Origin of the sequence: Roseibium sp. MMSF_3544, assembly GCF_030732845.1 — a bacterium.
Lineage (GTDB): Bacteria > Pseudomonadota > Alphaproteobacteria > Rhizobiales > Stappiaceae > Roseibium.
This window is the reverse complement of the sequence record NZ_JASHKA010000003.1, coordinates 1-19,641: the sequence shown is the minus strand read 5'-3', so window position 1 is coordinate 19,641 and position 19,641 is coordinate 1. Positions and strand designations below refer to the sequence as shown.

Genomic DNA, 19,641 nt, shown 5'->3' with positions numbered 1-19,641 from the left:
GCTCTTAAACATCGGACGAGCGCTTCAGAACTGAAAAAATCATAGAGTACTGCTGAGAGAAGGGGAATCGAACCCCCGGAACGCTCGCGCGCTCAACGGTTTTCGAGACCGCCCAAAGTGGCTCTGCGAGCCGAACGGGCACCCGCCATGGAATTTGTGAATTCATTTTCTCACCTTGTGCAGTCGCTTGGTCGTTGAGACAAAGTGAGCAAGCGATGTTTGATTGGTGAGTCACGAACTGCGACCCGTATTCGTCCGTGCAGCCAGAACAGGGAATCAGACCACATGACCAATCCTTCGATTGCCTGATAAGCACCAATTGCCGAAGTTGCGAAGTTCCTTGAACCACAATCCTCGATCAGGGGCTTGTTAAGACGAGGAGAAAATAATAAGGACCGCTAAAGGCAATATGATGATTCGTGAGTATATTCGCTCTTTGGACGGTGTCAGAGCGATCGCCGTAACGAGCGTAATAGTTTTCCATTTTGACCAGAATCTGCTTCCAGGTGGTTACCTGGGAGTGGATATGTTTTTTGTTCTTTCTGGGTTTTTGATGACGCAGATCGTGCTTTCTCAACGATCAGCGAATAGAGTAGAAAGTCTCTTACAGACACTCGGGCGGCGTTTCGCGAGACTTTTACCCGGTCTTGTCCTTTGCGTATTGGTCACGGCGGTGGCGACCGCGGCTTTTGTTCCTGACGCTAAGGATCCCCTCAAGACAGGCAAAAACGCTCTTTTTGGTGCATCTAACATCAGGCTCTTCGATAGAGCGCGTGACTATTTCGGTTCCGATAGCGCCCTCGATCCCTTTACCCACACTTGGTCTTTATCCGTCGAGTGGCAGTTTTATCTTCTCTTTTTGCCTTTCAGTTTTCTTTTGTTCTCGACAAGAAAAAGGTTGGCGTTAGCGTCTCTAATCGGTGGGTCAGTTTCAATAATAATTTTTTTTATACTTCATGATTCTACGCCAGAAGCGGCATTTTATTTACCATTTTCACGATTTTGGGAGTTTGCTGCCGGTGCTCTAGTCGCGTGTATTGTGGTCCATCGAAGCTGGTCTAAGCCAGTAGTAGATGCGATGCATGCCACCATAGTTGTTTTAGTCGCTGCAGCGCTCGCATCAAACGACCAAAGTGGAGTATGGAACATCCTTACGGTCGTGGCTGGGACTGCGGCGCTGTTATTGACTTCTAAAGAGCGCTCTTGGCTTACCTCGATTTTGACTATCCCGTCATTCCGCTGGGTTGGAGAGATCTCTTACTCACTTTATCTTTGGCATTGGCCCGTAATTGTGCTGGCGATTTGGTTGGATATTTTTGAACCGGCAACTTGGCTTCCGCTACTCATATGCATCTTCATCCTGTCCATCACTTCGCATTACTTCATTGAAAAACCAGTTAGAGCGATTTCACGAAGGAAAAGTCCATACTTTGTTTTGATGGCGGGAAGTGGTATTATTATTGCTTCAAGTATAGCGATGACTACTGTACCAATACATGATCTTTATCTACGAAACTATAAGCCTGTCTCGCTTTCGCCCGTCCACGATAGACTTGAATGCCATTTGCCAGGGGGTGAGTCACCGATGTCTGCCTGCCTGACGCGCGACCCTTCAGAGCAAAGACATTTGTTCTTGGTTGGTGATAGTCACGCTGGAAATTTGGTCCCGAGCTTGGAACAAGTCTCAAAAGAGTATGGATTTACGCTTCGTTATCTCACCGGCCGAGCATTGGCGAATGACTTACTGCGAGACACTGGGTGTAATGGAGCAACTTGCCCCGAAAATGAGGCCAAGGCACGGTTAGAATTTCTGATCAATGAGGTCCGACCGGATGATATTGTAGTAATTTCGATCGCGCGTGATCGATTGTATTCCGAGAGCTTTCAAGGAAAAGCGCGATCACCGATCGACAGCCAAATCAAGAAAGACAATCTCTCAAGAAACCTTGAGAGTTGGGCGGAACAACTCGGAGAATCCGGTGTTCAGTTTCTGCTTGTCGACGACATACCGAAACTATGTTCAAAAAAGGATTTTGCCATTTCGCATGCAACCGGCGCCTTTGACAGATGCACAGTTTCACGAAGTGTTAGCCGCGACGATCGACAGGTTCTCACTGACGCCATGGAAGGCGCCAAGGAGGCCGGAGCAATCTATTTGGATCCACACGATTCACTTTGTGACGGCGAGCGTTGCATGGTTGTCGACCCCGGTGGGGTGCCCATGTATTCAGACGCTTCCCCTCACTTCAGTATCCGTACTTCAACGCCACTAGTCGACTTTTTTAAATCATCATATTTTAAGGATTTGGAATCTTGAATTCTTGTCTTTCGTTTTAGGACCCAAGTTCAAGCAATGCTTGAAATCGCCTCTGGCATTTTCTTGCCAACAGGAAAACCATTGACTTAACGCCGCGCTGCAAGCCGGCTTGCTCTTTAAGTGCGGATGGATTCAAGCGATCAGCTGGAAATTCAAAGAGTCTTTATCTATTGGCTCAATTCGAAGCGTTGCCTTTTTGCTGTTACCGACATGAAAGCGGTTATCGCGGTTGTGAGATGCTTATTTCCCGTTTTCTCTGTCCACCTTCTAAGCAGCCGAATACTGTATCTGTGGAAGGTCGATTTGATAATCAGTTTTGGAAACAGAATCTCAAAAGGTCTGTACGCCATTTGCTTTAGAAATAGGTAATTCAGTTCTATAGAAACGTGCGACACATTGGGATGATCAGCGAGAACAAGTCTAGTTCGATAGGAGCGTCTTCAAGGCGTCGGTGAACTCTTGACGTCCGCGAACACTGTAAGAATGCCAATCTTCAGGCCAACGGACCTGTATGCTGCCTCGGCGATGGGCTAGTTGTTGTTCAAATATTGAACTTAATTTAGTCGCCATCGCCTTCAAGTCGGGGCAGAGCGAGCTTCTTCAAAGCAACATGCTCTACGAAGCTAGTATTGATAGTATTGGAATTGATTTTTAGGATTCTTGGGCGTTAAGTAATTTTAATTTCGCAAAAGCAAATAGTGATGCGGTGAAGCGTTGTGTCGTCTGAATACCTTTGGAACGTTTGTCAAAGCGGCTTTTAAGTTCGCGGGGCTAGACCAAGTCTTCCATCTGTCTTATGCAAAAAGCACAGGCGTGTCGGACGTCCCCTCCGGATTTATTGTCTAAGTGCTTGCTCAGGCGCCGTTAGCCTTTGGATTTGGTGTGCCATCGCTACCTGGTTCCAAATCTGTGAAATGTGCAGACAATCAAGTGGACGTTGTAAGGTCAGAGCAAAAGCGCGTCACAATACCAGGGATACACCTTTAGAAGCGTGAAGATAATCGGAACCTGGCCGACCTTAGATGATGCATAGAGGGAGATTCGACCCCCCGGAATGCTTGCGTGCTCAACAGTTTCAAAACCGCCCCGAAGAGCTACGCTCCCGATTTGGCTCTTTCTCAAAGTTTGCCACTTTTCCGTTGTTGCCTAGAACCGTCGCTCAGCTCTGGTTCGCCCTTCCGACGGCCTGAGAATCTTCTGCGATAGTCGCCCGGGGCCACTTTCACAACGCGCCGGAAGGAACGTCGCATGGCATCGGCACTGTTGAAACCACAGTTTCTCGAAATGACATCGATTGAGATTTCCGTTTCCTCAAGACACCGGCGTACCGCGTCAACCCGTAACTTTTCGACAAACGCGGCAGGTGTTTGACCTATCTCGCTCCGAAAAACGCGAGAGAAATTGCGGGTGCTCATGTTTACACGCTCCGCCATGGCGTCCACGGAAAGGTCACTGTCAGGATTGTCCGCCGCCCAGGAGATCAGGTCGTTGATCGCGCTGCGCTCCGAGTGCTGCGCCGCCAATGTGTTGCTGAACTGCGATTGTCCACCTGGGCGGCGCATGAACACAACCATTTCCCGCGCACATCTTAGTGCCAGGGCTTGACCAAGGTCTTCTTCCACGAGCGAGAGCGCAAGATCAATACCTGCAGTGACGCCGGCGGATGTATAAACATCGCCATCTTTCACGAAGATCGCATCGTCGTCGACGTGGATCTTCGGAAAGCGCTCGGCCAGGTCGCCCGCAGCTCTCCAGTGAGTCGTCGCGCGTTTCCCGTCAAGCAGACCAGCCCCGGCCAACAAAAAGGCTCCGCCGCAAATGGAAACCGTACGGCGAGACTGCGCAGACAATCGCCGCAACAGATCAAACGGGCTGCTTGCAAGGTTTTCTATCGAAGTCACATCAGCCGCGGGGACAACAAGCGTGTCTATGGCACCGAGGCAGTCCTCAGCCCGCCGGTGGCTCTCCAAAGAGATCCCGGCTTCGGATGGGACATTGGCCGGACCGGCACCGCTTAGCAGCTCGATCTCATAGGGGCGTGCCGCGGTATCCGCCAATTTGTTTGCCAGCGAAAACACTTCCCAAGGGCCAACCAGGTCAAGCAGCATAACCTTTGGAAAGGCGAGGAACACGACGCGTCGGGGTTTGCTGCGTGTTGTCGTGATTTGTTGGTTTTTCAATGCGTTTGATCCAATTCAGAATTTGGCTGATATTGTCGGAGCATTGTCATTTACGCCGTTTTAGATGTCCACATAAATTGAGCGGCAATTGGCCGGCGCACCGAGCGGCCTTTAGTGAAACAAGGATTTGGAGTCCGACGATGCGTTCAAAAAAGCCCGGGCAAAATCAGGGACTGGTCTCAATGAACAGGCGTAAAGTCATGGGAACTGCAGCAGCCGCCGCGTCGGGAATTGCCCTGATGAGCGGCGCGAAGTCCGCAAGTGCACATGAAGGCGTTGTGCAAAGGTCGATGGTGAAGCTGCCGCCCATGCACAACCAAAGAAAGCCGGAAGTGGCCATGTTGCTTTATCCCGGGGTGACACTCCTGGATCTACTGGGCCCGCAAACGGTGCTTGCTCCGTCGTGCAACGTTCATGTGATTTGGAAGAACACCGACCTGCTGGAAACAGATAGCGGGATCATCATGAAGGCAACGTCCACACTTGATGAATGCCCAAAGGACCTCGACGTGCTGTTTGTTCCAGGTGGCGAGTTCAGCGTGATGACAGATCCGGTGGTCCTGACCTTTCTTGCTGACCGAGGCGCACGCGCCAGGTACGTGACCAGCGTGTGCGGCGGTTCGATCGTGCTCGGTGCAGCAGGTCTTCTAAAGGGGTATCGTGCAACATCGCACTGGGCGGCAAAAGACCAACTGCACTTGTTTGGTGCAACGCCACAGGAAGGGCGTGTCGTGCGCGACCGCAACCGCATCTCCGGCGGTGGCGTAACTGCCGGGATCGATTTCGGCCTTGTGCTGCTCGCAGAGCTTTTGGGCGAGGACGTTGCGAAGTTGTCGCAACTTGCCCTTGAGTATGATCCCGCACCTCCGTTCGACGCCGGCACGCCGGAAAAAGCTGGCCCGGTGATCATGGACAAGATGCGGCGTTGGCTTGGACCCGCGGGTGATACGCTAACAGCCATGTGCACCACAGCGGCCGCCAACATGGGGCAATATACGCCGCTTGCGAAGTAATCTTCCCAATCTCAAAAAGTCGGGCAGCCCAGAACGGTGCTAAGGCAGCACTTTTTAAGCCGCCACGGCAATCGGCCTCTGCGTTGCACCTGCGCTGGCCGCTGTCTGCATAAATCTGCGCCGCAGCGAACACACCTCCTCCACCCTAAAGACACTGTGAAAGGGCACATAATGACAACGAATTTCCCTGCGCAATCGTCTGCGGCCCTCAGGGTTTGGACGTTCATATGTCCAAGGCTGACCTTGCGCGCTCTCGTGGCGCCGCGGGCTGTCCTCCAACCGCGCGCGCAATCCGGTGAGATCGTGAGAACGCTCGGCCCGGTGCCGAGTGATAGCAGCGAAGACAAGTGCGAAACTAGGGTCAGCGCATGATCGGTCTGATGCGTGCGGCCATATTCGAGGCCCTGACCTTGCTCGCGCTGTTCTGCGTGGCGATCCCGCTCAAGTACTGGGCCGACGTTCCTCAGGCGGTTTCGATCATGGGTCCCGTCCATGGACTGGCCTTCATGGTCTTTCTCTGGTTCGTGATCCGATCCTGGGCAGAGGGGCTGATCAATCGGTTCGGCGCTTTGCGTCTCTTCTTCGGTGCGTTTATTCCCTTCGGCGGCTTCGTCAATGAACGATGGCTGCGTCGTCAATCCGGAGACTTGTGATGGTCTACGAACTCACGAAAACCGGTCACCTTGTCTCTCTCTTCGTCTGGATCGGTGGCATGGTCGCCGTCGGATTAGCCCTCCGATACCCGTCTTCAATCGATCTGAAATCTCTCAAGGCCTATGACCGGGCTGTCACGACACCTACGATGATCTTCGCCCTGCTGTTCGGTATCCTTCTGGCAGTCCAGGGCGGTTGGTTTACATCTGCCTGGCTCGGAATGAAGATCGTGCTTGTTCTTGCGCTAGCTGGGCTACACGGTGCTCTTGTCGGGAAACTGCGCCGGGTAAATGCGGAGGGTGTAGGCAGGGTCAGGCAGGGCGGCGGTTGGTTGCTGCCCATCGGACTGCTGCTTCTGACGCCGATCGTTCTCCTTGTGACGATCAAACCGTAGCAGCTTCGTTTTCCTGTCGGTCCTTGGAAACAGAATGGCGGAGAGAGGGGGATTCGAACCCCCGGAACGCTTGCGCGCTCAACGGTTTTCGAGACCGCCCCGTTCAACCACTCCGGCACCTCTCCGCGGCACTTTTGACAAAACGGGTCTCAAGTGGCGCGGAACATAGACAAGCTCCCTTGCGCCCGCAAGTCCCGAATTGCATTCTTCACCGGCAGAATTGATTTTGGCGTCCGGCCGTCCCAGACGCATCAATGACACCGTGCGGGGCTTGCCCGAAATGGGTCTGCACGATTGGGAATGGCTGAGACTTTCAGGGATCCGCGCCGGCATGGACAGGAAGTCCTTGGCGTCTTCCGGCGCGATAATTCCGTTTGACATCAGTTGCTGAGCGACTATATTGCGCGGGCTCGGAAAAGTTCAGCTTTTTCGGGTTTTCTTTGTCGATCCAGGCCTGGCGGGCTTTTCGCTTCACGCAACCCGACACAAAGATCTGTCAACCGGAGGAAATCCGGAGGGACAGGCGCCTTGAGTTTGACCTGAAAGCAACCGGTGCTGTTTGAGCCGAATGGCCTGTGCCGGTGTGTCAAAAACGAAAAGAAGGACGTGCGCGACATGTTCGCTGTAATCAAAACCGGTGGCAAACAGTATACTGTTGCCGCAGACGACCTCCTGAAGGTCGAAAAACTCGACGCCGAAGCCGGCAGCACCGTTACCTTTGACGAAGTGCTCATGGTTGGCAACGGCACAGACACCACTGTTGGCGCTCCGACTGTTGAAGGTGCCAGCGTTGTTGCGGAAGTGGTCGATCAGGGCCGTGGACGCAAGATCATCGTTTTCAAGAAGCGCCGGCGCCAGAATTCCCGCCGCCGCAACGGCCATCGTCAGTCCTTCACCCTCGTCAAGGTGACCGACATCCTGACCGGTGGCGCAAAACCGGCCAAGAAGGCTGCGCCGAAAAAGGCAGCGCCGAAAGCCGACAAGGACGAAGCCGAAGCGGCCCCGAAGGCTGAAGCGGCTCCGAAAGCCGAAGAAGCTCCGAAGGCTTCCGAAGCAAAGGAAGACAAGAAGGCAGAAGCAGCGGTTGAACCGCTCTTCACCGCACCGGAAGGCAAGGACGATCTGAAGAAGATCTCCGGCGTCGGCCCGGTTCTTGAGAAGAAGCTGAACGCTCTGGGCATCACCACCTACGGGCAGATCATCAACTTCTCGGAAGAAGACATCGCCCGCGTCGATGAAGTCCTGAACTTCAAGGGCCGTATCGAGCGCGACAACTGGGTTGAACAGGCCAAGGAACTGGCAGGCAACTAAGCCGCCGTTTCAGGTTTGGAATAAGAATTCGAAGAACGAGGAGTTCTAACGATGGCACACAAGAAGGCAGGCGGTTCATCCCGTAACGGCCGCGACTCAGCAGGCCGCCGTCTCGGCATCAAGAAATACGGCGGGGAATCCGTGATTCCCGGCAACATCATTGCTCGTCAGCGTGGCACAACGTGGCACCCGGGCACCGGCGTGGGCATGGGTAAAGATCACACCATTTTCGCGACCGTGGAAGGCAAGGTTCAGTTTAAGGCGGCAGCCAATAAACGAACCCTCATTAATGTGGTCCCGGTAGCGGAAGCTGCGGAGTAAAGCCGACGTGAAGTTTCGAAACGCCGGCGTCCCGTAAGACCCCGGCAGTTCGAGACAGGTCAGCAACCAGAGACCAGTCGAAGATCCAAGGGGGAGATGGGACGCCATCTCTCCCTTGAATTTTTTTGGCTGGAGGAAAAGATGGTTGTTGAAAGCGATGGATTGTTAGACGAAAGCAGTTTGGCTGCGGCCCCGTTGCCGCAGGAAGCGGTTCGTGTGCGGCTCGACACGCTGCGCAAGGACGACTTGGCCGATCTGGTGTTTTTGGCCAATAACAAGAATATAGCGGCGAACCTTGCCGCAATGCCCTACCCTTTTACGCTGGAAGATGGCCGCGCCCTGATCGCCCGCGCCGGGCAGCCGCGCAAGAGGACCGCGAAATTCGCCATTCGTCTGAAAAGCACTGGCCGTCTCATTGGTGCAGCGAAATATGCCCCTGTTGAGGAAGGCGGATCGGTTCATGTCGGCTATTGGCTGGGCGAACCTTTCTGGGGTCAGGGCTACGCGACTGAGGCGGTTCATTCCCTCGTCGATCATGCTTTCACCTATCACGATATCGAGGAACTCCAGGGCTCGTGCAGGGTCACCAATCCCGCATCGCGCCGGGTGCTGGTGAAGTCCGGCTTCCAGTACCGGGATCAATCAATGATCCGGTCGGTAGGTGCCGGCGGTTCCGTGCCGATCGAGCGGTACACACTGGAAAGGACTGTTTGGAAATCGTTGAAAGGATGGGGGCAAGGACAATGACTTCTTTACCGGATTTGAAAACCCGACGACTGGTTCTGCGGCCGATCACGCTGGCTGATACTGAGGCGGTGATTGAACTTGGCGGCAAGGACTTCCAGGTTGCGCGCTGGATGACGTCGTTTTCGTGGCCTTACGAGGACGGGTCTGCGGAAGCTTTTCTGGACACCGTTGTGGACCAGAACCCGCTTGAGACGGAGGCGGTGTTCGCGGTCACGCTGGGCGGTGTGTTTATCGGGGTTGTCTCGGTCGAAGCTCCCGGCGACTTGAAGGAATTGCCGAGCGCCCCGACGCTCGGCTACTGGATCGGCCGCGCCTTCCAGGGGCACGGCTATGCCAGCGAGGCGGTTGAAGCAGCCCTCGACTGGGCCTTTCAGGCTTTTGCAACGGATGAAATTGCCGCTCGCGCCTATGAAGAAAATACGCGGTCTCGTGCGCTTTTGCGCAAATTGGGCTTCAAGCCGTATTCGATGACGGAACGTTTTGCGCGGCCACTCGACCGCCGTGTCTCGAACGTGGTCGTCCGGCTGGCGAAATCCGATTACGAAAAGAGGCGGCAGCCGGCATGAGCATGCCCGTGCTTGAAACGGAACGACTGGTCCTCCGGGCACCCGGCCCGGAGGATGTGGATCGCTGTGCTGAGCTTCTTGGCGACTATGAGGTCTCCAAAATGCTGTCGCGCGTGCCGTATCCTTATGACATTGAGACCGGCCGAGTGCATCTCGCCAACGCGGCCGAGCGTTGGCAGGATTGGAGAAATGCCGAGGAGCTCGGCTTTCAAATCGACCATGAAGGCCAAATGATCGGCGGTCTCGGTTTCAAAAAGTTGCGGCAGACCCCGGAGATCGGCTATTGGCTGGGGCGTCCATATTGGGGCAAAGGCTTCATGAGCGAAGCGCTCTGCGCTGCGGTCTCCTGGCTGTTTGAAAATACAGGCCACCAAATCGTTGCCTGCGAGGCCATGACGGAAAACCCGGCCTCGTTGCAGGTCGCGAAAAAGGTGGGATTCCGTGAAGTTGGTCAGGTGGACTGCGCGAGCGTTTCCCGGGGCGGCATTGTGCCTGCCATTCGGGCGGAAGTGACACAAAAAGAGTTTCTGAACGGCCATTGAAAGCGGTTTTTGGCCTGACACAGGATTACGAGAAGAAAGAAGAACAATGAAATTCCTCGATCAGGCCAAGATCTATGTGCGGTCCGGTAACGGTGGTGCCGGTTGCGTGTCCTTCCGGCGCGAGAAATATATTGAATATGGCGGTCCGGACGGCGGTGACGGCGGCAAGGGCGGTGACGTGATCGTTGAGTGCGTCGACGGTCTCAACACGCTGATCGATTACCGCTACAAGCAGCATTTCAAGGCCGAAACCGGCATCCACGGCATGGGTCGAAACCGGACCGGTGCACACGGAAAAGACGTCGTTCTGAAGGTCCCGGTCGGCACACAGATCCTGGAAGAAGACAACGAGACACTGATTGCGGATCTTACCGAACTCGGACAACAGGTTCTGCTTCTGAAAGGCGGTAATGGCGGCTTCGGCAACGCCCATTTCAAGTCCTCAGTCAACCAGGCGCCCAGACGTGCCAATCCGGGTCTTGAGGGGGAGGAAAAATGGATCTGGCTCCGGCTGAAACTGATTGCCGATGCCGGTCTCGTCGGTTTGCCCAACGCGGGAAAGTCCACCTTCCTGGCAACGGTCTCCGCCGCCAAGCCGAAGATTGCAGATTATCCGTTCACGACCCTTCATCCCAATCTCGGCATCGTCCAGATCGACGGCAACAGCTTTGCCATGGCCGATATTCCCGGCCTGATCGAAGGAGCCCATGAGGGAACAGGCCTTGGCGACCGCTTCCTGGGTCACGTCGAACGCACCCGGGTGCTCCTGCATCTGGTCGACGGATCGGGCGAGGAAGATCCGGGCGAAGCCTACAAAGTTGTGCGCGGTGAACTGGAAGCTTACGGCGCCGGCCTGACCGAAAAGCCTGAAATCGTTGCGCTGTCCAAGTGTGACGCCTTGACCGAAGAGCTGATTGCGGAAAGGGCTGCGAGCCTGGAAGCGGCCTGCGGCCAGAAACCGCTCATACTTTCTTCTGCCAGCGGGCTGAACGTCGATCGCGCCTTACGCATGATTGTGCGCGCCATCGACAAGGACAAGGAAGACGCCGCCAATCAGGTGCCGGCTCCCGATCAGGAGGGGTGGCACCCCTGATGTCTTTACCTGAACTCCGGAACCTGACTGCCTACAGGCGCATCGTCGTCAAGATCGGGTCTGCTCTTTTGGTGGAGCAGGGCGAACTGAAACGCGACTGGCTGGAAGCGCTGATCTCCGACGTGGTGCAGTTGGCCTCCGGAGGTGCTGAAGTCCTGATCGTGTCGTCCGGGTCGATCGCCCTTGGACGCGGTGTTTTGGGCCTGCCGGGTGGACCGCTCAAGCTGGAAGAAAGTCAGGCGGCTGCCGCAGCGGGTCAGATCGCCCTTGCGCAAGCCTATGCGGGCGCGCTCGGCAAACACGGAAAGAAGGCAGGGCAGATCCTGCTGACCCTCGGCGATACCGAGGAAAGACGGCGGTACTTGAATGCCCGGGCAACAATCGGAACCCTGCTGAAGATGGGGGCTGTACCGATCATCAACGAAAACGATTCTGTTGCCACCTCTGAAATTCGCTACGGTGACAATGACCGTCTTGCTGCCCGGGTTGCGACCATGGCAAGCGCCGACTGCCTGGTGCTGCTGTCCGACATCGACGGTCTTTACACAGCGCCGCCAGCTCAGAACCCCGACGCGGTTTATCTGCCGGAAGTGCCGCGTATCACCGCCGAGATCGAAGCGATGGCGGGAAGCGCCGGGTCGGAACTCTCCCGCGGCGGCATGAAGACCAAGATCGACGCCGGCAGGATCGCGACGGCGGCCGGAACTTCCATGGTGATTACATCCGGCAAGGAACTCCATCCGCTGACGCGCCTGAATGATGGCGCGCGGGGGACCTGGTTCCCGGCGCTCGCAACACCGGCCAGTGCCCGCAAGGCCTGGATCGGCGGTCACCTTGAAACACGCGGCAGCATAACGCTGGACGAAGGCGCGGTCAGAGCGATGCGATCCGGCAAGAGCCTTCTTCCGGCAGGTGTCACGACGGTCGCCGGCACGTTTTCCCGCGGGGATGCCGTCATTTTGCGCGACCCGGACGGCAAAACGATCGGACGTGGCCTGATTGCTTATGATGTTGCCGAAGCCAAGCTGATTGCGGGCCGCAACAGCCGGGAGATCGAGGCGATTGTCGGCTATCCGGGCCGCGCGGAAATGATCCACCGGGACGATCTTGTCCTGGAGGATGCCTTTTTGAACAGAACGCGCTAAAACGCGCCAGGACGTGCGGTTGATCGCAGCCGCTTATCGGGGAGTGAAAGAGTATGCTGGAAAAGGTCGAGGCAAAGACGACTGAGGACGTGATGGCAGAGATCGGGCAACGCGCCCGTGCTGCCGGTCGGGTTCTTGCCACCGCCCCAGCAGATGCCAAAAACCGGGCGCTGGGCGAAATAGCAAAGGCTGTTCGCGCGGCAACGCCGGACATTCTTGCCGGCAACAAGGTTGATGTGGAGGCGATGACGGCCAATGGTCAGACCGCAGCCTTTCTCGACCGGGGCACGTTGACCGAGGAACGGATCGAGGCGATCGCTGCGGCGCTTGAGGATATTGTTGCGCTGGATGACCCGGTTGGCGGCGTGATCGCAGCATGGGAGCGTCCGAACGGCTTGAAGATCGAGCGCGTGCGCACGCCACTCGGTGTCATCGGCGTCATTTATGAGAGCCGCCCGAATGTGACAGCGGATGCCGGGGCACTCTGCCTCAAGGCAGGGAACGCCGTGGTGCTGCGCGGCGGCTCTGACACGATTCGCTCCAACATGGCCATCCACAGGGCCCTCCAGGAAGGATTGAAGGCAGCGGGACTGCCCGAAGACGCCATTCAGATCGTACCCGTCGCGGATCGAGCAGCCGTCGGTGAAATGCTCAAGGGGCTTGACGGAAATCTTGACGTTATCGTTCCCCGCGGTGGACGCAGTCTCGTCGAGCGCGTGCAGACTGAAGCCCGCGTGCCGGTATTCGCCCATCTCGAGGGGCTGGTGCATATCTTCGTCGACAAAGCTGCCGACCTGCGGACATCCGTCGATATCGTCGTGAACTCGAAACTGCGCCGCACCGGTATCTGCGGAGCGCTGGAAACGCTTCTGGTCCACGAAGACGTTGCACAAAGCCACCTGCCCGCAATCGTAAGCACCTTGCAGGACAAGGGCTGCGAAGTCCGCGGCACGGATGCGGTTCGCGCCCTTTGCGGCAACGTTGCAGCTGTAAGTGAGGACGACTGGTCGACGGAATATCTCGACAAGATCCTGTCGGTCAAAGTGGTGCCTGATCTTGATGCGGCGATGGAGCACATCGCGGCCTACGGCTCCAACCACACCGATTGTATCGTGACCGAAGATGGTGCTGCGGCAGACCGCTTCCTGGCTGAAGTGGATTCGGCCATCGTTTTGCACAATGCGTCGACGCAGTTTGCCGATGGCGGTGAATTCGGCATGGGGGCGGAGATCGGGATCGCGACCGGCAGAATGCACGCACGCGGTCCTGTTGGTGTCGAGCAGTTGACGAGCTTCAAATACAAGGTTCACGGGGCAGGTCAGACGCGTCCATGAGTCCACTTAGTCTTGGGGCCGGGCTGAACCGTGACTGGCTGAAACTGCCGCATGTGGAACCGGGCAACAGGATCGGAATTTTCGGTGGGTCCTTCAACCCGCCCCATACCGGTCACCGGCTGGTTGCCGCGACGGTTCTGAAGCGTCTGCGCCTTGATCAGGTCTGGTGGTTCGTGACGCCTGGCAACCCGCTCAAGAGCCACTCGGATCTGGCACCGCTTGAAATGCGCCTTCACATGACCAGCGCGCTGGCGGACCATCCGCGCATGAAAGTCACGGCCTACGAAACGGTGCTCGGGACACCCTACACCGCTAAGACCCTCATGGCGCTGCGGGCGATGCGTCCGTCGGTGCGATTCGTTTGGGTCATGGGTGCTGACAATCTTGCCGGCTTCCATCATTGGCAGGATTGGCGTGCCATCCTCGGATCGGTCCCCGTCGCCATTGTTGACAGACCGGGAGCCTCGCTTTCGGTTCTGTCGTCGCCAATGGCAAAAGCTTATGAAAAATATAGACTTCCGGAAGAGGACGCGGAGTTGTTACCGGACATGGAGCCGCCGATCTGGACATTTTTGCACACGCCGCTCGACCAGACATCCTCGACGAATCTAAGACAAGTGCGGACCTAGATTATTGGCATATTTACCAAGGAAATTCCGTTGTCTTGAAAATGCCAAAGGGGAAGCGGTATTATAGGGACGGTCGCGACGAGCGCGGCCGAGGTACGGTCAACCGGTCCTGCATCCAAAACGGGTGACGTGTGAAACCGAACTATCTGGTTCGTGACGACGTTGGTGGCAGGGCGGCAAAAACGGCGAAAGGCACTACACCTGACCATGACCTTTGAAAGTGGGCGGACAGAATTGTCCACTCCTCTGCAGGCTTCCGTAAGCGCTGATCTTGCGGCAGGTCTCCTCGATACGGTTCTGAGCAGTCTTGACGATTCCAAAGCTGAGGACCTGGTAACTCTCGACATCGCTGAGAAAAGCTCCCTCGCGGATCACATGGTAATTGTGTCCGGGCGTTCCCACCGTCACGTGGGTGCGATCGCGGATCATTTGCTGAAGGATCTGAAAGCATCCGGAGCCGGACCGGCAACGGTGGAGGGTCAGAACACGTGTGACTGGGTTCTGATCGATGCTGGCGATGTGATTGTGCACATATTCCGTCCGGAAGTTCGCGGTTTCTACAATCTGGAAAAGATGTGGGCACCGGAGACGGACGACGCGCCGCAGTTCATAGGCTGAACGGCCTGAAGCTTCCTGCTTTCGGGGCAGACGTCTTGAAAGCAGGTTGAGCTGAAGGGGCCTGCAGGCACTGTTCGGCACGTTGGCGGATTAAAAGACCGGATCGCCATCCGGCGGGGACTTTATGCGCTTTACACTCTCCTGCATCGGCAAGATGAAATCCGGTGCGGACAAGGACCTTCTGGACCGCTATCTCGACCGCGCACGCAAGGCTGGCAGAGGCCTTGGCGTCTCCGACATCATCATGAACGAATTGCCGGAAAGCCGGGCACAGCGCCCGGAAGACCGTAAGGCGGAAGAAGCCCGCGGGTTGTTGAGTGCCTTGCCGGGCAGCGCCCGTCTGGTGGTGCTTGATGAGAACGGCCGGAACCTGTCGAGCCCGGAGTTCAGCCGCAAGCTTGAAAACTGGAAGGACGAGGGTGTTCCCGATATCGTCTTTGCCATCGGCGGCGCCGATGGTCACGGCTCTGAGGCGCTTCAGCGCGCCGATTTGAAACTGGCCCTCGGAGCCATGACCTGGCCGCATCAGATCGCCCGGATCCTGTTAGCTGAACAGATATATCGGGCAATCACCATTCAGTCCGGACACCCGTATCACCGGGTCTGACCAACAACTTTCAGATCATCATTTGTCTCTTCCCTTTTCGCCGGTTTGATCCTGCGCAAGGCACGTTCGCTGCGCGCTTTCCAAGGTGGCCTCAATCATAGGAGCGCGCACCATGCCGGCAGGATCGAAGTTGGAATTGCAGACCGTCACACAGAAGGAATTTGCCAAACTTTCCAAGTTGATTGAGAAAATTGCGGCAGCGGATGCGCTGAAGAAGGACGAAGATGACACCTCGATAAAGGATGTCGTTGCGCACCGGGCGCACTGGATTGAACTTTTCCTGGGGTGGTACGGGGCCGGCGCTGCCGGCAAGGAGGTCCACTTTCCGGCCGAAGGTTACAAATGGAGCGAATTGAAAAGATATAATGCCGACTTGCGGGCAAAGCAGGCTGAACTGGGTTGGGAAGAGGCGCGAAACAATCTCGCCGATGGCCATCGCGCGCTGACCGAACTTATCGAGGAGTTCAGCGATGTAGAGCTTTATGGGGGACCGATGAAAGGTGCAAAGAACGACTGGACAACGGGACGATGGGCGGAAGCTGCAGGACCCAGTCACTATCGATCGGCTGCAAAATACATTCGCGCTCGGCTAAAGTCGCTCGCAAGCTAGGGTCTTTATCCTGGCACGCACAAACCGAAGGCCGAGATGATGGTCACACCGACACTTGAAACCGAACGACTGTTGCTGAGGCCCATGACAATGGACGATTGGCCCGACTACGGTGCGTTGATGCAGTCCGAACGTGCGCAATACATGGGCGGTCCGATGTCGGAGCAGGCGGCCTGGGGGTACTTCTGTCACGACGTCGCCCTTTGGACCTTGATGGGGCACGGTGCGTTGATGATCGACGACCGGGCAAGCGGAAAGTGTCTTGGACAGGTTGGCCTCAACCACGGCCCCCTTTATCCGGAGCATGAACTTGGATGGTTCTTGTATGAAGGTGCCGAGGGAGGGGGCGTTGCGTTTGAAGCGGCAAGCGCGTTCCGCGATTGGGCGTTCAATGAACTCGGGCTGACAACCCTGGTCAGTTACATGGATGCTGAAAACACCCGCTCACGCCGTCTCGCGGAACGGTTGGGTGCTGTTCTTGACCCCGATGCGCCGCGCACTGAGCCCGAGACGCTCGTGTTCAGGCACGCGCGCTCCTGATCTTAGGACGCAAGTACCTCATTGCCATAATCAAGTAGTCCCAACGGATTAGATCGTTAACTTTTATTAATGGAACAAAATGGCGAGAAAACACGTTTTTGCCCGTATCTCGCCGTATTCCACGCGTAACCGATGAACAAGACAGGTTTGGCGATACAGTCGCGGGAGAAGGCGGTCGGCCGATAATTGGTGCCGGTTTAACGATCCGGTTATCAGGGTAAACGGTTCGTTAACGCAGTCTGTGTATCGCATTAAAGGGTAACCTTTGGGAGCTTAGGCAATTTGACACCGGATCGCATCACTGCTGTGCGTCCAGGACTTGGGAAGTGCCGGATATCCGGATCGTTCTTGAGTGCTCTGTTGGTGGCTGGCCTGCTGCTCCCCAATCCCGCGGTTTCAAGCGAAAGCCTGGATGAATCGACAAAGCCGCCTGGCACGGAAGCTTCTGAAGTCGATGCATTCGTGGAGCGCAAGAAAGAGCGCGAGCAGGAACTTGCAGCCCTTTCCCGAGACATAGAGATATCGAGCGACCGCCAGGCCGCGATTACGCGCGAGATCAAGGCACTGGATCGGGACCGGGAAACGCTCAACGCAAAGATTATTTCGACGTCCGACACGATCAAGGGACTGGAAACCGAGCTTACCGACACCGAACGGCGGCTGATGAGCCTCGGCGAAAACGAAGATGCGGTGCGGCTTTCGCTGATCGCGCGCCGGGATGTCCTGGCAGAAGTGCTCGCCGCCTTGCAGAGGATCGGAAAACGTCCGCCACCCGCATTGGCCGTGCGTCCGAGCGACGCATTGTCGGCAGTCCGCAGCGCGATACTTTTAAATGCTGTCATGCCGGAACTGAGAGTAGAGACAGAGGCTTTGGCGGCCGATCTGGAGGAGCTGAAGCGGCTCAAATCGGTCATTGCCGAAGAAAAAAACCGTCTTCGCGGCGATGCGATGCGATTGGCTGAGGAAAAGTCTCGTCTTGAGCTTCTTTTGAGTGCCAAAAGGCAGGAACATCAGAAATCGGTCGAGGTACTTGAAGAGGAGAAAAGGCGCGCGGCGTTGCTTGCTGAACAGGCTGGGTCGCTCCAGGAACTGATCGCAAATCTGGAAGCTGAGATCGACAGCGCGCGGGAAGCGGCTGAAAAGTCGCGCCAGGCTGCTTTGAGCGCCAAACGGAACGCCTCGCGCACATTTGATCCGTTTGCAGATCCCGGACGGCTTGCTCCGGCGATCGCCTTCGACGAGGCTAAGGGCCGATTGCCTCAGCCGGTCGCAGGCACGGTGCTGAAAGGCTTCGGCGAGGAAGATGAATTTGGCGGTACGACTGAAGGTCAATCTATCGCCACAAGACCGGGTTCTAATGTGACCTCCCCAGCCGATGGCTGGGTTGTCTATTCGGGTCCGTTCCGTTCGTTCGGTCAGCTCTTGATCCTGAACACAGGCGATGGCTACCATGTGCTCCTTGCGGGCCTTGACCGGATAGATGCGGAATTGGGGCAGTTTGTTCTTACCGGGGAACCGGTTGGTGTCATGGGCGCGACCCAATGGGCTAGCGCGTCAACATTCGGGCTGGGCTCAACCCAGCCGATACTATATGTAGAATTTCGGAAGGACGGCCGTGCGATCGATCCCACACCCTGGTGGGCGCGCACAGAAGAAGAAAAGGCTCGCGGATGATACGGAAAGCTTCCTTGCTGCTGGTGGGTGCCCTTATGGGGGCTGCGGCAGTCACGACCATGTCCCAGATGCCGCTCAATGTGTCTGCGACGGCAAATGCGGCGGCAACGGACACGTACCGGCAACTGAATCTGTTTGGCGACGTTTTTGAGCGTGTGCGTTCAGACTATGTGGAAGTTCCTGACGATGCCCAGCTGATTGAAAGTGCAATCAACGGCATGCTCACGTCGCTGGACCCGCATTCCAGCTACATGTCACCGAAAAGTTTCCGTGACATGCAGGTTCAGACCCGCGGTGAATTCGGTGGACTGGGGATCGAGGTCACGATGGAAGAAGGCCTCGTGAAGGTTGTCTCCCCGATCGACGAAACACCTGCTGCCAAGGCAGGCGTTCTTGCTGGCGACCTGATCACTTATATCGATGGCGAACAGGTTCAGGGCCTGACCCTCAATGAAGCTGTCGAGAAAATGCGTGGTCCGGTCAACACAGATATCATCGTGACGATCCGGCGCGAAGGCCGCGCCGAGCCGTTCGACATCACCATCACCCGCGACATCATTCGTATCCGCTCTGTTCGCTGGCGCGAAGAGGAAGATGTCGGTTACGTCCGCGTGACGCAGTTCAACGAACAAACGTTCGATGGCCTCAAGAAAGGCATCGAGGAAACCACTGCCGCAATCGGCGAGGACAAGCTCAAGGGTTACATCATCGATCTGCGTAACAATCCGGGCGGATTGCTCGACCAGGCCATCGCGGTTTCCGACGCGTTCCTGGATCGGGGCGAGATCGTTTCGACCCGTGGCCGCGAAGCCGAAGAAACACAGCGCTACAATGCCCGTGCCGGTGACCTGACCGACGGCAAGCCTGTAATCATCCTTGTCAATGGCGGTTCCGCCTCCGCATCTGAAATTGTTGCGGGTGCTCTGCAGGATCATCGCCGTGCCACCATTCTCGGCACGCGCTCCTTCGGTAAGGGATCTGTCCAGACGATCATTCCGCTCGGTGCCAACGGTGCAATCCGGCTGACGACTGCCCGGTACTACACGCCGTCTGGAAACTCCATTCAGGCGAAAGGCATCGTGCCGGACATCGAGGCATTGCAAGAGCTGCCGGAAGAACTGGTCGGACGGGTTGAAACCAGAGGCGAAGCCGGCCTGCGTGGCCACCTGGAAGCCGAAGGCGAAGAACAGTCCGGCAGCCAGGCATATGTCCCGCCGGATCCCGAAGACGACACCCAGTTGAAGATGGCCCTCGATCTGCTGCGTGGGGTCCAGGTCAACAGCGCTTTCCCACCAGTGTCGGACAGCGCGGCGGTTAAAAACTAAACACTCTGTTGCGCGCCGGAT

At 56.5% G+C, this 19,641-nt stretch carries 20 protein-coding genes and 1 tRNA gene; 19 read left to right on the top strand and 2 right to left on the bottom strand.

Translation table 11 applies throughout. The features are described 5' to 3' along the window. The first annotated feature begins 409 nt into the window (after positions 1-409). Positions 410-2,317 carry an acyltransferase family protein gene (locus RBB47_RS04850; RefSeq protein WP_305984622.1) on the top strand — a complete coding sequence of 636 codons (1,908 nt, stop codon included), beginning with the start codon at positions 410-412 and terminating at the stop codon, positions 2,315-2,317. A 1,118-nt stretch (positions 2,318-3,435) separates the two neighbouring features. On the opposite strand, the gene RBB47_RS04845 is transcribed toward RBB47_RS04850, so the two are convergent. Then, entirely contained in the window at positions 3,436-4,497 is a 1,062-nt protein-coding gene (locus tag RBB47_RS04845; protein WP_305984621.1) for a GlxA family transcriptional regulator, read from the bottom strand. 182 nt (positions 4,498-4,679) lie between these two features. Between RBB47_RS04845 and RBB47_RS04840 the strand changes: the two genes are divergently transcribed. The 3 genes from RBB47_RS04840 to RBB47_RS04830 all read left to right on the top strand — a co-directional run bounded on the left by RBB47_RS04840 (position 4,680) and on the right by RBB47_RS04830 (position 6,558). After that, complete coding sequence (locus tag RBB47_RS04840) at positions 4,680-5,510, top strand: DJ-1/PfpI family protein (RefSeq protein ID WP_305984620.1); 831 nt, start codon at positions 4,680-4,682, stop codon at positions 5,508-5,510. Positions 5,511-5,878: 368 nt separating this feature from the next. Beyond that, positions 5,879-6,163, top strand: coding sequence for a DUF3817 domain-containing protein (locus tag RBB47_RS04835; RefSeq protein ID WP_305984619.1), 285 nt, complete (start codon positions 5,879-5,881; stop codon positions 6,161-6,163). Continuing rightward, positions 6,163-6,558, top strand: coding sequence for a CopD family protein (locus RBB47_RS04830; protein ID WP_305984618.1), 396 nt, complete (start codon positions 6,163-6,165; stop codon positions 6,556-6,558). The genes RBB47_RS04835 and RBB47_RS04830 overlap by 1 nt, the downstream gene beginning before the upstream one ends. 35 nt (positions 6,559-6,593) lie before the next feature. On the opposite strand, the gene RBB47_RS04825 is transcribed toward RBB47_RS04830, so the two are convergent. Beyond that, a tRNA-Ser gene (locus tag RBB47_RS04825) sits at positions 6,594-6,683 on the bottom strand. 490 nt (positions 6,684-7,173) lie between these two features. Between RBB47_RS04825 and RBB47_RS04820 the strand changes: the two genes are divergently transcribed. The 15 genes from RBB47_RS04820 to RBB47_RS04750 all read left to right on the top strand — a co-directional run bounded on the left by RBB47_RS04820 (position 7,174) and on the right by RBB47_RS04750 (position 19,620). Continuing rightward, positions 7,174-7,869 carry a 50S ribosomal protein L21 gene (locus RBB47_RS04820; RefSeq protein ID WP_305984617.1) on the top strand — a complete coding sequence of 232 codons (696 nt, stop codon included), beginning with the start codon at positions 7,174-7,176 and terminating at the stop codon, positions 7,867-7,869. 51 nt (positions 7,870-7,920) lie between these two features. Next, the gene (gene rpmA / locus RBB47_RS04815; RefSeq protein ID WP_305984616.1) at positions 7,921-8,190 is read left to right on the top strand and encodes a 50S ribosomal protein L27; all 270 of its coding nucleotides are present in this window, start codon (positions 7,921-7,923) and stop codon (positions 8,188-8,190) included. A 141-nt stretch (positions 8,191-8,331) separates the two neighbouring features. Next, positions 8,332-8,937, top strand: coding sequence for a GNAT family N-acetyltransferase (locus tag RBB47_RS04810; RefSeq protein WP_305984615.1), 606 nt, complete (start codon positions 8,332-8,334; stop codon positions 8,935-8,937). Then, the gene (locus RBB47_RS04805) at positions 8,934-9,503 is read left to right on the top strand and encodes a GNAT family N-acetyltransferase (RefSeq protein ID WP_305984614.1); all 570 of its coding nucleotides are present in this window, start codon (positions 8,934-8,936) and stop codon (positions 9,501-9,503) included. The genes RBB47_RS04810 and RBB47_RS04805 overlap by 4 nt, the downstream gene beginning before the upstream one ends. Before the next feature lie 2 nt (positions 9,504-9,505). Next, the gene (locus RBB47_RS04800) at positions 9,506-10,045 is read left to right on the top strand and encodes a GNAT family N-acetyltransferase (protein WP_305984997.1); all 540 of its coding nucleotides are present in this window, start codon (positions 9,506-9,508) and stop codon (positions 10,043-10,045) included. 46 nt (positions 10,046-10,091) lie between these two features. Further along, entirely contained in the window at positions 10,092-11,138 is a 1,047-nt protein-coding gene (gene obgE / locus RBB47_RS04795) for a GTPase ObgE (RefSeq protein WP_305984613.1), read from the top strand. Beyond that, positions 11,138-12,283 (top strand): glutamate 5-kinase, encoded by a 1,146-nt coding sequence (gene proB, locus RBB47_RS04790; protein WP_305984612.1) that lies wholly within the window; start codon positions 11,138-11,140, stop codon positions 12,281-12,283. The genes obgE and proB overlap by 1 nt, the downstream gene beginning before the upstream one ends. 53 nt (positions 12,284-12,336) lie before the next feature. Then, positions 12,337-13,617, top strand: coding sequence for a glutamate-5-semialdehyde dehydrogenase (locus RBB47_RS04785; RefSeq protein ID WP_305984611.1), 1,281 nt, complete (start codon positions 12,337-12,339; stop codon positions 13,615-13,617). Then, on the top strand, positions 13,614-14,246 hold the full coding sequence (locus RBB47_RS04780; RefSeq protein ID WP_305984610.1) for a nicotinate-nucleotide adenylyltransferase: 633 nt from the start codon (positions 13,614-13,616) through the stop codon (positions 14,244-14,246). Before RBB47_RS04785 ends, RBB47_RS04780 begins: the two co-directional genes overlap by 4 nt. 207 nt (positions 14,247-14,453) lie before the next feature. Further along, positions 14,454-14,864, top strand: a complete 411-nt coding sequence (rsfS, locus tag RBB47_RS04775) for a ribosome silencing factor (RefSeq protein ID WP_305984609.1) — start codon at positions 14,454-14,456, stop codon at positions 14,862-14,864. Between the two features lie 124 nt (positions 14,865-14,988). Beyond that, complete coding sequence (gene rlmH, locus RBB47_RS04770; RefSeq protein ID WP_305984608.1) at positions 14,989-15,471, top strand: 23S rRNA (pseudouridine(1915)-N(3))-methyltransferase RlmH; 483 nt, start codon at positions 14,989-14,991, stop codon at positions 15,469-15,471. A 112-nt stretch (positions 15,472-15,583) separates the two neighbouring features. Then, on the top strand, positions 15,584-16,081 hold the full coding sequence (locus tag RBB47_RS04765; protein WP_305984607.1) for a ClbS/DfsB family four-helix bundle protein: 498 nt from the start codon (positions 15,584-15,586) through the stop codon (positions 16,079-16,081). 36 nt (positions 16,082-16,117) lie between these two features. Then, on the top strand, positions 16,118-16,621 hold the full coding sequence (locus RBB47_RS04760) for a GNAT family N-acetyltransferase (protein WP_305984606.1): 504 nt from the start codon (positions 16,118-16,120) through the stop codon (positions 16,619-16,621). A gap of 348 nt (positions 16,622-16,969) precedes the next feature. Further along, positions 16,970-18,295, top strand: coding sequence for a murein hydrolase activator EnvC (locus tag RBB47_RS04755; RefSeq protein ID WP_305984605.1), 1,326 nt, complete (start codon positions 16,970-16,972; stop codon positions 18,293-18,295). Continuing rightward, positions 18,292-19,620, top strand: coding sequence for a S41 family peptidase (locus tag RBB47_RS04750; protein WP_305984604.1), 1,329 nt, complete (start codon positions 18,292-18,294; stop codon positions 19,618-19,620). The genes RBB47_RS04755 and RBB47_RS04750 overlap by 4 nt, the downstream gene beginning before the upstream one ends. Positions 19,621-19,641: the final 21 nt, after the last annotated feature.